11 protein-coding genes are annotated in these 12,891 nt (G+C 67.5%); 9 read left to right on the top strand and 2 right to left on the bottom strand.

Going from position 1 to position 12,891, the window contains the following annotated elements:
- Positions 1 to 25 precede the first annotated feature (25 nt).
- The 9 genes from AC5JJ2_RS05020 to AC5JJ2_RS04980 all read left to right on the top strand — a co-directional run bounded on the left by AC5JJ2_RS05020 (position 26) and on the right by AC5JJ2_RS04980 (position 8,813).
- Positions 26 to 685, top strand: a complete 660-nt coding sequence (locus AC5JJ2_RS05020) for a F0F1 ATP synthase subunit B (RefSeq protein WP_495856867.1) — start codon at positions 26 to 28, stop codon at positions 683 to 685.
- 61 nt (positions 686 to 746) lie between these two features.
- Positions 747 to 1,346: a F0F1 ATP synthase subunit delta gene (locus tag AC5JJ2_RS05015; protein ID WP_495856866.1), complete on the top strand. Its 600-nt coding sequence runs from the start codon at positions 747 to 749 to the stop codon at positions 1,344 to 1,346.
- On the top strand, positions 1,330 to 3,048 hold the full coding sequence (gene atpA, locus AC5JJ2_RS05010) for a F0F1 ATP synthase subunit alpha (RefSeq protein WP_495856865.1): 1,719 nt from the start codon (positions 1,330 to 1,332) through the stop codon (positions 3,046 to 3,048). The genes AC5JJ2_RS05015 and atpA overlap by 17 nt, the downstream gene beginning before the upstream one ends.
- A gap of 130 nt (positions 3,049 to 3,178) precedes the next feature.
- The gene (gene atpG / locus AC5JJ2_RS05005) at positions 3,179 to 4,057 is read left to right on the top strand and encodes an ATP synthase F1 subunit gamma (RefSeq protein ID WP_495856864.1); all 879 of its coding nucleotides are present in this window, start codon (positions 3,179 to 3,181) and stop codon (positions 4,055 to 4,057) included.
- A 20-nt stretch (positions 4,058 to 4,077) separates the two neighbouring features.
- A complete protein-coding gene (locus tag AC5JJ2_RS05000; RefSeq protein ID WP_495856863.1) occupies positions 4,078 to 4,680 on the top strand; it encodes a hypothetical protein in 603 nt (200 codons plus the stop codon).
- Positions 4,677 to 5,162 carry a DUF1569 domain-containing protein gene (locus AC5JJ2_RS04995; protein ID WP_495856862.1) on the top strand — a complete coding sequence of 162 codons (486 nt, stop codon included), beginning with the start codon at positions 4,677 to 4,679 and terminating at the stop codon, positions 5,160 to 5,162. The genes AC5JJ2_RS05000 and AC5JJ2_RS04995 overlap by 4 nt, the downstream gene beginning before the upstream one ends.
- An 85-nt stretch (positions 5,163 to 5,247) precedes the next feature.
- Positions 5,248 to 6,711 carry a F0F1 ATP synthase subunit beta gene (gene atpD, locus AC5JJ2_RS04990; RefSeq protein WP_495856861.1) on the top strand — a complete coding sequence of 488 codons (1,464 nt, stop codon included), beginning with the start codon at positions 5,248 to 5,250 and terminating at the stop codon, positions 6,709 to 6,711.
- A 109-nt stretch (positions 6,712 to 6,820) separates the two neighbouring features.
- Entirely contained in the window at positions 6,821 to 7,228 is a 408-nt protein-coding gene (gene atpC, locus AC5JJ2_RS04985; protein WP_495856860.1) for an ATP synthase F1 subunit epsilon, read from the top strand.
- Positions 7,229 to 7,295: 67 nt separating this feature from the next.
- Entirely contained in the window at positions 7,296 to 8,813 is a 1,518-nt protein-coding gene (locus AC5JJ2_RS04980; RefSeq protein ID WP_495856859.1) for an acyl CoA:acetate/3-ketoacid CoA transferase, read from the top strand.
- Positions 8,814 to 8,906: 93 nt separating this feature from the next.
- Here AC5JJ2_RS04980 and AC5JJ2_RS04975 read toward each other — a convergent pair whose 3' ends face one another.
- On the bottom strand, positions 8,907 to 10,796 hold the full coding sequence (locus tag AC5JJ2_RS04975) for a complex I subunit 4 family protein (protein ID WP_495856858.1): 1,890 nt from the start codon (positions 10,794 to 10,796) through the stop codon (positions 8,907 to 8,909).
- A 16-nt stretch (positions 10,797 to 10,812) separates the two neighbouring features.
- Positions 10,813 to 12,891, bottom strand: coding sequence for an NADH-quinone oxidoreductase subunit L (nuoL, locus tag AC5JJ2_RS04970; protein WP_495856857.1), 2,079 nt, complete (start codon positions 12,889 to 12,891; stop codon positions 10,813 to 10,815).

Here is a 12,891-nt window from a genome sequence, read left to right as displayed (position 1 = left end):
CCACTCGTTTCCCGGAGGTGGAATCATGTTCGCAAAACGACTGGCCGCCGCGGCGCTGTTCGTGCTGCTCGCCTTCGTGGCGACGACGCCGTTCGCCGCCGCGGAAGCGAAGGGCGTGACCGGCGCGGGCACGGTCGCCGAGACGAAGGCCGGCGACGGGCACGAGAAGGACCCGACCGCGTTCATCGACCTGCCGAAGCGGTGGGACCTGAGCCTTTACACCATCGCCGTGTTCGTGCTCCTGTTCCTCATCCTCTACTTCTTCGCCTGGCCCAATATCTCGGCCGGTTTGCAGAAGCGGGAGGAGATGCTGTCCGCCGTTAAGGACGCGGCCGAGCGGGCCAAGCGGGAGGCGGAAGAGGTCTCCGCGAAACTGGCCGCCGAGTTCGCGACCGCGAACGACAAGGTTCGGGCGATGCTGGAAGAAGCCCGCCGCGACGCCGACGCCCTGCGGGCGAAGGAGCGGGAGCTGGGCCAGAAGGAAGCGGCGACGGAGCGCGACCGGGCGAAGCGGGAGATCGACGCGGCGAAGGACGCGGCCTTGCAGGAGATTTACCAGAAGGCCGTGGACCTCGCGACCCTGCTCTCGACGAAGGCCGTGAAGAAGAACCTGAGCGCCGACGACCACCGCTCGCTGGTGGACGAGGCGCTGGCGGAACTCAAGGCACAGCCGTCGCGGAACTAAGTATTGGGCGAAGCCCACGGACGAACGTCCGTGGGGAATCGCGGGCGAACGGGAAGAACTCATGGCCGAAACCCACGATACCGTCCTCGACGAAGGCGTCGTCCGCAGCCGGTTGGCCCGCGTCTACGCCGAGGCGCTGCTCGGCGTCGCGGCGAAGGCCAACCAACGGGACGAGGTCGGCGCGGAACTCGACGACCTCGTCCGCAACGTCCTCGCGGCGAAGCCGGAGGTCGAGGCGTTCCTGAACAACCCGACCGTCGGCAAGCGGCAGAAGGAGCCGGCCATCGCCGAGGCGTTCGCGTCCGCGTCCGAGCCGGTCCGCAACCTGCTCGGCGTGCTGAACCAGAACAACCGGCTGCGACTGCTCCGGTCGATCGCCGGCGTCTACCGCGACCTGCGGGACGTGCAGGCCGGCCGCGTCCGCGTCACGGTGAAGTCGGCCGTGCCCCTCACGGACGACCAAAAGAACAAGTTGAAGACGACCCTCGAGAAGAGCCTGAAGAAGACGCCGGTGATCGTTCCCGTCGTCGAGCCGGACCTGATCGGCGGGCTGATCGTGCAGATCGGCGACCGCGTCATCGACACGTCCGTCCGCACCCGCATCCAAACCCTCCGCGCACAACTGATGGAGCGAGGCACGAGCTATGTCCTCCAAAATTAACGCCGGCGAGATCGTCAAGGTTTTGACCGACCAGATCGCGAAGTTCGGCCAGAAGGCCGAGGCCCGCGAGGTCGGCCAGGTGCTGGAAGTCGGCGACGGCATCGCCCGCTGCTACGGGCTGTCCGGCGTCATGACCGGCGAGATGGTGGACTTCCCGGACGCCGGGGTGAAGGGCCTCGCGTTCAACCTGGAAGAGAATTCGGTGTCCGTCATCATCATGGGGGACTACCTGAAGGTCCGCGAGGGGATGGAGGTCCGCACGACCGGGCAATTGCTCAGCGTGCCGGTCGGCCCGGCCCTCGTCGGCCGCGTCGTGGACCCGCTCGGCAACCCGGTGGACGGCAAGGGGCCGATCATCACGGACAAGCGCCGTGCCCTCGAAAGCCCGGCCCCCGGCATCGTGGACCGGCAGCCGGTGAAGCAGCCGCTGCAAACGGGCCTGAAGGCCGTGGACGCGATGACGCCGGTCGGCCGCGGCCAGCGGGAACTCATCATCGGCGACCGGAAGACCGGCAAGACGCAGATCGCCATCGACGCGATCCTGGCGCAGAAGGAAGAGAAGGTCATCTGCGTGTACGTCGCGTGCGGGCAGATGGAGTCGAAGATCGCGGCCGTCGTCGAGAAGCTCCGCGAGGCCGGGGCGCTCGACTACACGATCGTCGTCGTCGCGTCGTCGTCGGACGCCGCCCCGTTGCAGTACATCGCCCCCTACGCCGGGTGCGCGATGGCCGAGTACTTCATGTACGAGGAAGGCAAGGACACGCTCGTCGTGTACGACGACCTGTCGAAGCAAGCCGCCGCGTACCGCCAGCTGTCGCTGCTCGTGCGTCGGCCGCCGGGTCGGGAAGCCTATCCGGGCGACGTGTTCTACTGCCACAGCCGCCTGCTCGAACGGTCCGCGAAGATGGCCGAGCGGTACGTGATCGTGCCGAACGACGCCGACGCCGCGAAGGTGCAGGACGACTGGGCCGTGAACGCCGAAGCCGACCCGACGCGGAAGCGGAACAGCGGCGAGGCCGGGAAGGTCTACAAGGGGCCGCTCGACAAGGAGCACGCCGAGAGCCACGACCTCGCGAAGTTCCCCGGCCACAAGCTGGCGAAGATCGGGACCAGCGGCGGGTCGCTGACCGCGCTGCCGATCATCGAGACGCTCGAAGGCGAAGTGTCGGCGTACATCCCGACGAACGTAATCTCCATTACCGACGGTCAGATTTACCTGCAGCCGGACCTGAAGAACGCCGGCGTGCTGCCGGCCGTGGACGTGGGCATCTCGGTCAGCCGCGTCGGCGGGAACGCCCAGATCGGCGCGATGAAGGACAAGCGGGTCGCCGGCGGGTTGAAGCTCGCCCTCGCCGCGTTCCGCGAGTTGGAGGCGTTCGCCCAACTCGGCACGGAACTCGACAAGGTGACGCAGCAGCAGCTCGACCGCGGCTACCGGATGGTCGAGATTCTGAAGCAGGACGCATACAAGCCGCTGCCGGTGCTGGACCAGGTGATGATCATCTACGCCGGGAACAGCGGGGCGCTGGACAAGGTGGACCGCAAGAAGGTGAAGGCGTGGGAGTCGCAGTTCCTCACCTTCGTCCGGGAGCAGATGCCGGAGGTCCGCGAGCAACTGGCGAAGGACAAGAAGATGACGGACGAGGTGGTGAAGCGGCTCGACAACGCGATCGCGACGTTCCAGCCGCAGTTCAAGGCGTAGTTGTGGCGACAGCACGGCGTAAGCGTGCCGGTCTGACAGGCGAACGGCACGGCGTAAGCGTGCCGGTTGTGGCAGTGTGGAATACCGGCACGCTTACGCCGTGCCGTTCGCCAAAGCGAGCTTAACCCCAATGGCCAACCTGCGCTTACTCGTGAAACGCCGCAAGGCGGTGCGGAACATCCGCAAGATCACGAAGACGATGGAACTCATCGCCACGGCGCGGTTCAAGAAGGCGCTCGACCGGGCGACCGAGGCCGAGGCGTACACGAAGAAGATCGCCGAACTCGCCGCCGACCTCAGCCAGAGCGCCGGCGAGGTCAGCCACCCGCTGCTCGCGGTGCGGCCGAAGGTTCAAAAGGTGTTACTGTTAGTCTGCACCTCGAACCGCGGGCTGTGCGGCGGGTACAACGGCGGCATCCTGCGGGAAGCCCAGGCGAAGATCCGCCAACTGCGGGCCGACGGCGTCCCTTTCGACCTGGAAGTGTCCGGCCGCCGCGGCGCGACGTTCTTCAAGTTCCAGGGCGTGCCGATGGCCGCCCAGTACCAGCAGTTCGAGGACAAGCCGGCGTTCGAGCAGGTGGACGAGATCGCACAGAAGTACATCGACCTCTACGTCGGCGGCAAGGTGGACGCGGTGTACGTCTGCTACCAGAAGTTCGTCACCGCGTCCCGCCAGACGCCGGTGGTCGAACAACTCCTGCCGCTGGCCAGCGTGCCGACGGCGGCGACGACCGCCGCGGCCGGGCCGAAGGCGGACTACGAGTTCCTGCCGGACGCGACGGAGATTCTAAACAACCTCGTGCCGGTCGCGTTCAAGGTGCGGCTGTTCAAGTGTTTCCTCGACGCGGCCGTGAGCGAGCAGATCGCCCGCCGCGTCGCGATGAAGGCCGCGACGGAGAACGCCGGGGACCTGATTAAAGAGATTTCCCGCGAGTACAACCGGACGCGGCAGGCGAACATCACGAAGGAAATCAGCGAGCTGATCGCGGGCAGCGAGGCGCTGAAGTAAGAAGCGGCCGGGGGGTAGCCATGATCCTCGCACAAGCGGGTCTCGGGGCAATCGGCGGCGGGGTCGTCGTCGGCGGCGGCTTCCTCTTCATGCTCGCAATGATGGCCCTCGCGGCGCTCGTGTTCCGCGGCCGCCGGAGCTACACGGCCGACGGCGACGTGGTCATGCAGTACGGTCTCGGTTACCGGATCATGGCCGCGTTCGTGTTGGTCTGCGGCGTCGGGTCCGTCGTCGGGACGGTGCTCATGGTCGCGAACGTGATCCCGTACGACGCCCTCGGCCTCTGGATTCTGTACGGGGCCGCGGTGCTGTTCACGCTGATCGGGTTCGCCGGCGTGCTGGAGGCGTTCCTCCGCAACGTCGTGATCTACGACGACGGCCTCGGCGGCCGCGGCGTGTTCGGCAGCGTCGGCCTGATGCGGTGGGAGGACATCGAGAGCGTCACGTACCACCGGTTGATCGGCGGGTTCGTGGTGAAGGCCGGCCGGCAGTCGCTCTGGGTGATCGACTTCCTCGGCGGCCGGAAGGAGTTCATCCGCATCTGCAAGAAGAACCTCGACAAAGAGGTGTACGGGAACGTGTTCAAGAAGTACGGCAAGATGCCGTTCGAGTTCGGCGGATGAGCGTGACCCGGCGAGCGCTGAAGTTCGACACCCTCGACGACGTTGTTCGCGATGCGGACAACCTGCTTGAGAAGGGCTATGACCGGGCGGGCAACTGGGACTTGAGCCAGTGCTGCCACCACCTGGCGTTCTGGATGACCTGCCCGCTCGACGGATTTAGCGAGGCCCCGTTGCCCGTGCGAGGGTTAATGTGGCTCGCCCGGAACACGGTCGGGCCGGGGCAGTTAAGGAAGGTGCTGGCGAACGGCTTCCCGCCCGGCGGCATGACCGACCCGGCGTCCGTGAAGCCGTCCGACGGGGACGACGCCGGCGCGGTCGCGAAGCTGAAGGGGGCGGCCGAGCGGTTCCGGGACCACGCGGGGCCGATCGTCCCGTCGCCGTTCTTCGGGCCGATGGACAAGGCGACGGCGACGCGGCTGCAACTGACGCACGCCGCCCACCACCTGAGCTTTCTCGTGCCCAAGGCGAACGGCACGGCGTAAGCGTGCCGGTGGCGGCAGCAGACAGAACACCGGCACGCTTACGCCGTGCCGTTCGCCGAAGACAACATACCGGGGAGAGTCATACATGGTTGCTACCGCGCAGAAGACCGGCAAAATCGTGCAGATCATCGGCTCGACGTTCGACGTGGAGTTCGAGGACGGCCACCTGCCGGAGATTTACAACGCCCTCCGGATCGAGGACGCCACCCGCGGCGTCGCCATCGGGTTGACCGGCGAGGTCCAGCAGCACCTCGGCGGCAGCCGCGTCCGGTGCGTCGCCCTCGGCAGCACCGACGGCCTCGTCCGCGGCATGTCGGCCACCGACACCGGGGCGGCCCTGTCCGTGCCGGTCGGGTACGGCACGCTCGGCCGCGTCTTCAACCTGCTCGGCGAGCCGATCGACGGCCGCGGCCCGGTAAAGGCCGACGAGAAGCGGCCGATCCACCGCGAGCCGCCGAAGTTCAACGAGCTGTCGCCGAAGTCCGAAATCCTCGAGACCGGCATCAAGGTCATCGACCTGCTTACCCCGCTCGCGCGGGGCGGCAAGGCCGGGCTGTTCGGCGGGGCCGGCCTCGGCAAGACGGTCATTCTGCAGGAACTCATCTCACGGATCGCGAAGGTGTACAAGGGGTACTCGGTGTTCGCCGGCGTCGGCGAGCGGACCCGCGAGGGGAACGACCTCTGGCTGGAAATGCAGGAGACGAAGACCGGCGTGGGGGCGGACGCCAAGCAGGTGCTCGAGAGCACGGCGATGGTGTTCGGCCAGATGAACGAGCCGCCGGGCGCGCGGCTCCGGGTCGCGCTGTCGGCGCTGACGATGGCCGAGTGGTTCCGCGACGCAACGGGCGCTGAGACGCTCATGTTTGTAGACAACATCTTCCGGTTCAGTCAGGCGGGGTCGGAAGTGTCGGCCCTCCTCGGCCGGATGCCGAGCGCCGTGGGCTACCAGCCGACGCTCGCCACCGAGATGGGCGAGTTGCAGGAGCGGATCACCTCGACGGCGAAGGGGGCGATTACGTCCGTGCAGGCCGTGTACGTCCCGGCCGACGACCCGACCGACCCGGCCCCGGCCAACACGTTCCAGCACCTGGACGCGTTCATCTACCTCGAGCGCTCCATCTCGGAAAAGGGCATCTACCCGGCCATCGACCCGCTCGCGTCGAACAGTCGCCTGCTCGACCCGGCCATCGTCGGCGAGGAGCACTTCGTCGTCGCGGACCGGGTGAAGCGGATTCTCCAGCGCTACCGCGAACTGCAGGACATCATCGCCATCCTCGGCGTGGACGAGTTGTCGGAAGAGGACAAGCAGGTCGTGGCCCGCGCCCGGCGGATCGAGCGGTTCCTGTCGCAGCCGTTCATCGTGGCCGAGGCGTTCACCGGCAAGCCGGGGAACGTGACGCCGCTGAAGGAGTCGATCCGCAGCTTCAAGGAGATCGCGGACGGCAAGTGGGACCACCTGCCGGAGTCGGCGTTCATGTACGTCGGCACGATCGAGGAAGCGGCGGCCCAGGCGGAAGAGGCGCTGAAGAAGGCGACCGGCGGCAAGTAGGACATCGGGTCTATCGGGTATCGGGTTTCGGGTTTCGCAAACAAGCGACCCGCCCGGTGTCCGGTTCTGCGATACCCGAAACCCGATACCCGACATACCCGAGTCTCAAATGGCCGATACCACGGGCAAAACGCTGAAGGTGGTCGTCGTCACCCCCGAGCGGGCGGTGCTGGACGAGGCCGCGGACATGGTGGTGCTGCCGCTGTTCGACGGCGAGTTCGGCGTGATGGCGAACCACTCGCCGTTCGTCGGCCAGCTCGGGCCGGGCGAGTTGCGGATCAAGCACGGCGGCGAGACGCGGACGTTCTTCATCGACGGCGGGTTCGCGCAGGTGGCGAAGAACGTGGTGAACGTGCTGACGCAGTTCGCCCGCAAGAAGGACGACGTGACGGCGGCGCTGATCGCGGCCGAGCGGTCGAAGGCGGACGCGCTGCCGGCGTCGAACGACGCGGAGAAGGCGACGAAGTCGAAGATGGCCGCCCGCGTCGCGGCGATGAGCCGGATGGCGAAGAAGTAGGTCTTTCTTTTCCCGTGAAAGCCCAGGCACGGCCGTGCCTGGGCTTTCGCGTTTCTACAACAGTCGCATGCCCCGCCGCGACCGCCTCCTCTCTTCCGCCGACGACGCCGTGGCGCTCATCGCCGACGGGCAGACCGTCGCTTCCGGAGGGTTCGTCGGCGCGGCCCATCCGGAAAGCCTCACCGCCGCCCTCGAACGCCGGTTCCTTGCCACCGGGCGGCCGCGCGACCTCACGCTCGTGTACGCCGCCGGACAAGGCGACGGCAAGACGCGCGGGCTGAACCACCTCGGCCACGAGGGGCTGCTCCGCCGCGTCGTCGGCGGGCACTGGGGCCTCGTGCCGAAGATCGGCCGCCTCGCCGTGGACGAGAAGATCGAGGCGTACAACTTTCCGCAGGGCGTCGTCTGCCAGCTCTACCGCGACATCGCCGCGGGGCGGCCGGGGTGCGTCACGCACGTCGGCCTCGGCACGTTCATCGACCCCGCCATTTCCGGCGGCCGGTTGAACGGCCGGGCGGCGGAGCCGCTCGTCGAGCGGGTCGAACTCGGCGGCCGACCTTGGCTGCTCTACAAGGCGTTCCCCATCCACGTCGCGCTCATCCGCGGCACGGCCGCCGACCCGCACGGCAACCTCGTCATGGACGAGGAGGCGATCCTCGGCGAGGTGCTGCCGATGGCGCAGGCCGCGCGGAACAGCGGCGGGACGGTCATCGCCCAGGTGAAGAAGTTGCTCGACCGCCCCGCCGACCCGAAGCACGTCCGCGTGCCGGGAATCCTGATCGACCGGATCGTCGTCGCGGTTGACGGGGAGCACGACCAGACGTTCGCGGAAGCCTTCAACCCGGCCTACGGCGAGCCGGGCCTCGACATCGACTACGAGTTCGCGACGATGCCGCCCGACGCCCGGCGCATCATTGCCATCCGCGCATGCGACGAACTGCGGCCCGGCGACATCGCGAACCTCGGCATCGGGATGCCGGAGGGGATCGCGAGGGTGGCCGCGGAGCGGAAGCTGCTCGACCGCGTGACGCTGACGGTCGAGAGCGGGCCGATCGGCGGCGTCCCGGCCGGCGGGCTGAGTTTCGGGGCGGCCGCGTTCCCGCAGGCGGTGATCGACCAGCCGAGCCAGTTCGACTTCTACGACGGCGGCGGCCTCGACTTCGCCGCCCTCGGCGCGGCCCAGATCGACGCGACCGGCAACGTGAACGTCTCCCGGTTCGGCAGCCGCGTGGCCGGCGTCGGCGGGTTCGTGAACATCAGCCAGACCGCGCGGACGGTCGTGTTCTGTGGGACGTTCACGTCCGACGGATTGGAGGTGGAAGTCGAAGGCGGGAAGCTGCGGATCGTCCGCGAGGGCCGGGTGCGGAAGTTCGTGCCGGCCGTGGAGCAGATTTCGTTCAGCGGCCCGGTCGCCCGACGGAAGGGCCAGCGGGTGCTGTACGTGACGGAGCGGGCCGTGTTTCAACTGACCGCGGACGGCGTCGAGCTGATCGAGGTCGCGCCGGGCATCAATGTCGAGCAGGACGTGTTGCACCGAATGGGGTTTCGACCGATCGTAAGAAATGTGAACAATTTTACATTATAAGTGTCGCGTCAACCCAAGTGGCGATTCCGCCACGGGGGGCCACCCGTGGCGGTGGCGGCGGTGGCGGCGACGCCTGCCAACCCGGCAGGTTGCCTATTTTTTAAGCACGCTCAGGTTTTCGACCCACCCGGCGATGCTCGGCTCGACCCAACTCAGGATCAGCACGCTCGGGAACAGGCCGAGGGCAATCGCCAGCAGCACGAACGGCAGCAGGATTACGAACTCGCGGGCGGTCAGGTCCGGGTAGTCCTTCGCCTTCTCGTTCACGCCGAGGAACGCCCGCTGCCACGCCCAGAGCAGGTACGCGGCCGTCAGGACCGTCGCCAGGATCGCGGCGACGGCCAGCGGCGGGGCGAACGCCCACGCGGCCATCATCACCTTGAACTCGCCGACGAACCCGCACAGCGGCGGTACCCCCATCGACGCGAAGAACAGGACGACACTCATGCCGGCGTACATCGGCATCGGTTCGGTCAGCCCGCCGAGGTGGTTCAGCTCGCGGTGGTGCGCCCGCTCGTACACGACGCCGACGACGAAGAACAACGCCGACGCCGTGATGCCGTGGGCGAGCATCTGGTAGACCGCGCCGTTGACGCCGAGTTCCCAGTACTGCGAGTTCTCGGCCGACGACCACGCGGCGAGGCCGAGGATGACGTACCCCATGTGGCTGACGGACGAGTACGCGAGCAGCTTCTTGAAGTCGGTCTGCCCCATCGCGACGAACGCGCCGTAAACGATGCCGACCGCGCCGAGGAGGCCGACCCACCACGCGAGTTCCGCCGCCGCCCACGGGCAGAGCGGGAACGCGATGCGGATGAGGCCGTACCCGCCGAGCTTCAGCAGCACGCCGGCGAGGATCATGCTCACCGGCGTCGGGGCCTCGACGTGCGCGTCCGGCAGCCACGAGTGCAGCCCGACGACTGGAACCTTCACCGCGAAGCCGAGGAACAGGAGCGCGAAGACGACGTACTGGAACGTCGGGTTGCAGACGTTGGACGCCTTCAACCGCTTGAGCGCCGCGTCACGGTCCACGCCGGGGGCGAACAGTTCGACCGGGGCCTTCGCCGACGGCGGGGCGAGTTCCTTCGCCGGGTCGCGGACGGCGATGCGGTCCTCCTGCCCGGTGAGCACGAGCATGGCGGCGCGGCCGAGCTTCGAGAGTGTGACGATGTCGAAGCTGTGGACGGCGACGAACCGGCGGGCGTCGGTCATCTGCAGCGACCGGTTGCGGCGGACCATCTCCTCGGCCTGCCGCTCGACGACGCCCTGGTCCACGAAGTCCCGCACGTCCACCGTGTAGAGCGCGATCATCGCCGCGAGCAGGCCGACGCTGCCGGCGAGCGTGTAGATGACGAACTTCAGCGCCGCGTACTTCCGCCGCCCGCCGCCCCATAGGCCGATGAGGAAGTACATCGGCAGCAGCATGACCTCGTAGAAGACGTAGAAGAGGAACAGGTCGAGGCTGAGGAACGCGCCGATGACGCCGGACTCGAGCGTGAGGACGAGGACGAGGTAGCCCTTCGTGCGGTCGTCGATCTTCCAACTGGCCGCGACCGCCAACAGCGTGACGAGGGCCGTGAGGATCACCATGAGCAGGTTCAGCCCGTCCACGCCGAGGGCGTAGTTCACGCCGAACGCGCTGATCCAGGTGCGGACGGTGACGAGGTCGATGCTGAGGTACGGCCCCGGCACGGCCTGCGACGAGAGGCTCTGCTGGTGTTCGACCCGCGCTTCGAGGCTTGCGGCCGGGTGGTACATCGACTCGACGGACCGGTCGGAGCGGTACTCGAGGACGCGGTGGTAGTAATCGACCCACAGGCAGAGCGAGAGCGCGAGCGTGGCGGCGCAGCCGAACAGCGCGAGCCACCGCATCAGCTCCTTGAACCGCCCTGGCACGACGAGCAACAGCGCGGCCACGGCCAGCGGCAGGAACACCTGCGCCGACAGCCAGATCATGTCCACTTCGCGAGCGTTCGGGTCCATCCGGTCATCCCGTGATTCAGCGTGAATATCGGAGAAGAATCCCCAACCCAGCCGCGACCGTCAACCCCAACGCGAGGACGTAGCCCCGCAGCCGCCCGGTCTGCAGGCGGCGAGCGCCCTCGCCGAGGGCGACGAACGTGTCGGCGATCGCGTTCAGCACGCCGTCGAGCGAGCGGAGGTGGAACGGCTTCACGTCCGGGTTCTTGTCCGCGACGGCCGAGACTTCGGCAAGCTTCACCGTCGGCCGAGTGAACAAAGCGTCGTACAGGTCGTCGAAGTAAAACTTCTTCGCGAACAGCCGGTGCAGCCACAGCGGGCGGCCGGGCGTCAGGAGCTTGCCTTGCCGGTGCGAGACGAGCGCGGTGGCGAAGGCTAACGCGGCGACGGCGAACGCGAGGGCCGTCGTGGGCAGGTGAAACTCTTCTGCCGCGTGATGAGCCTTCGCGTATCGAGAGGTTACAATTTCCGGTTGGCCGTGGTGCAGCAGCTTCCCGAGCTGACTCGCCTCCGAGTCCCATACCGGCCAGCCCCACGCGACGCCGACGCTGAAGACTGCGAGGACGACGAGCGGCAGCGTCATCACCGGCGGCGACTCGTGGGCGTGTTCGTACAGGTGCTCGTCCCGCGGCTCGCCGGCGAACGCGAGGAACCAGAGGCGGAACATGTAGTAGCTCGTCAGCCCGGCCGTCAGAAACGGTAGGAACAGCAACAACGGCCGGGCCACGCCGTCGGCGGCCGCGGAGCCGACGACGTGCGACAGAATCATCTCCTTCGAGTACCACCCGGAGAGCAGTGGCATCCCGGCGATGGCGAGGACGCCGACGAGCATCGTGTACGCCGTCACCGGCATCTTCCGCCGCAGGCCGCCCATCTTCGACAGGTCTTGCTCGTGGTTCAGCCCGTGGATCACACTCCCGGCCGCGAGGAACAAAAGGGCTTTGAAGAAGGCGTGCGTGAGCAGGTGCAGGAGGCCGGCGGTCCACGCGCCGAGGCCGAGGGCGAGCATCATGAACCCGAGCTGCGAGCAGGTCGAGTACGCCAGCACCCGCTTGATGTCGGTCTGCACGACGGCGACGAGGGCGCTCAAGATCATCGTCGCCGCGCCGAGGTACGCGATCACGAGCAGCACGTCCGGCGTGAACAGCGGGAAGCAGCGGCCCACGAGGTACACCCCGGCGGCGACCATCGTGGCGGCGTGGATGAGGGCGGACACCGGCGTCGGGCCTTCCATCGCGTCCGGCAGCCACGTGTGTAGCGGAACCTGTGCCGACTTCCCGGCGCACCCGCAGAGGATGCCGAGGCCGAGCAGCCAGAGGGCGTCGGCCGGCATCGCGGACGCCTTCGCGAACAGCACGTCGAGGTTGAAACTGCCGACGTGGACCCACGCGACGGCGAGCGCGATCAGGAACCCGGCGTCGCCGACGCGGTTGACGATGAACGCCTTGTTCGCGGCCGTGCTCGCCGACTTCCGTTCCGTGTAGAAGCCGATCAGGAAGAACGACGACACACCGACGAGTTCCCAACCGACGAAGATCTGGAACAGGTTGTCCGCGATCAGGATGTTCAGCATCGCGAACGCGAACAGCGACAGGTACAGGTAGAATCGGCCGAACCGCCCGCGACGACGGACGTGGGCGTGCTGGTCCTCGACGACGGCGTTCCGCTCGTCCTTCATGTAGCCGAGCGAGAAGACGAAGATGAGCGTGCCGACGACCGTGACCATCGTGACCATCGCGGCCGTCAGGTGATCGACGCGGTAGCCGATTTCGATGCTGCGGGCCTGTCGGTGGTCGGCCTTCCAGCCGCCGATTTGCAGCCACTCGACCCGCTCGCCCCACCGCGCGGACATGGTGTGGGGTTGGTCGTGAAGGTGTTCCGCGTCGTGCAGGAACCAGGAGAGGCCGACGACGGAACACGCGGCGGCGAGGGTGAGACAGAGGGTGGCAAAAACGGCGGTCAGCGGCGAGCGGTCGGCTTTCAGCTTGTAGATACGGCCGACCATACCGACGCATAGCAACACCGCGAACGCCAGCAGCGGCAGCAGCGTCGCGGCCAGGAAGAGGCGGCCGGGCACGTCTCGCAGGAAGTCGGGCAT

The organism is Limnoglobus sp., assembly GCF_059499385.1.
The sequence above is the reverse complement of the archived record's forward strand: the minus strand, read 5'-3'. Positions and strand labels throughout refer to the sequence as shown.

Coding starts and splice junctions, on each gene's coding strand:
- atpC (WP_495856860.1), top strand. CDS start 6,821: ATGGCCGATACCACGGGCAAAACGCTGAAGGTGGTCGTCGTCACCCCC.
- AC5JJ2_RS04980 (WP_495856859.1), top strand. CDS start 7,296: ATGCCCCGCCGCGACCGCCTCCTCTCTTCCGCCGACGACGCCGTGGCG.
- atpD (WP_495856861.1), top strand. CDS start 5,248: ATGGTTGCTACCGCGCAGAAGACCGGCAAAATCGTGCAGATCATCGGC.
- atpA (WP_495856865.1), top strand. CDS start 1,330: ATGTCCTCCAAAATTAACGCCGGCGAGATCGTCAAGGTTTTGACCGAC.
- AC5JJ2_RS05015 (WP_495856866.1), top strand. CDS start 747: ATGGCCGAAACCCACGATACCGTCCTCGACGAAGGCGTCGTCCGCAGC.
- AC5JJ2_RS04975 (WP_495856858.1), bottom strand. CDS start 10,796: ATGGACCCGAACGCTCGCGAAGTGGACATGATCTGGCTGTCGGCGCAG.
- AC5JJ2_RS05000 (WP_495856863.1), top strand. CDS start 4,078: ATGATCCTCGCACAAGCGGGTCTCGGGGCAATCGGCGGCGGGGTCGTC.
- nuoL (WP_495856857.1), bottom strand. CDS start 12,891: ATGCCCGACTTCCTGCGAGACGTGCCCGGCCGCCTCTTCCTGGCCGCG.
- AC5JJ2_RS05020 (WP_495856867.1), top strand. CDS start 26: ATGTTCGCAAAACGACTGGCCGCCGCGGCGCTGTTCGTGCTGCTCGCC.
- AC5JJ2_RS04995 (WP_495856862.1), top strand. CDS start 4,677: ATGAGCGTGACCCGGCGAGCGCTGAAGTTCGACACCCTCGACGACGTT.
- atpG (WP_495856864.1), top strand. CDS start 3,179: ATGGCCAACCTGCGCTTACTCGTGAAACGCCGCAAGGCGGTGCGGAAC.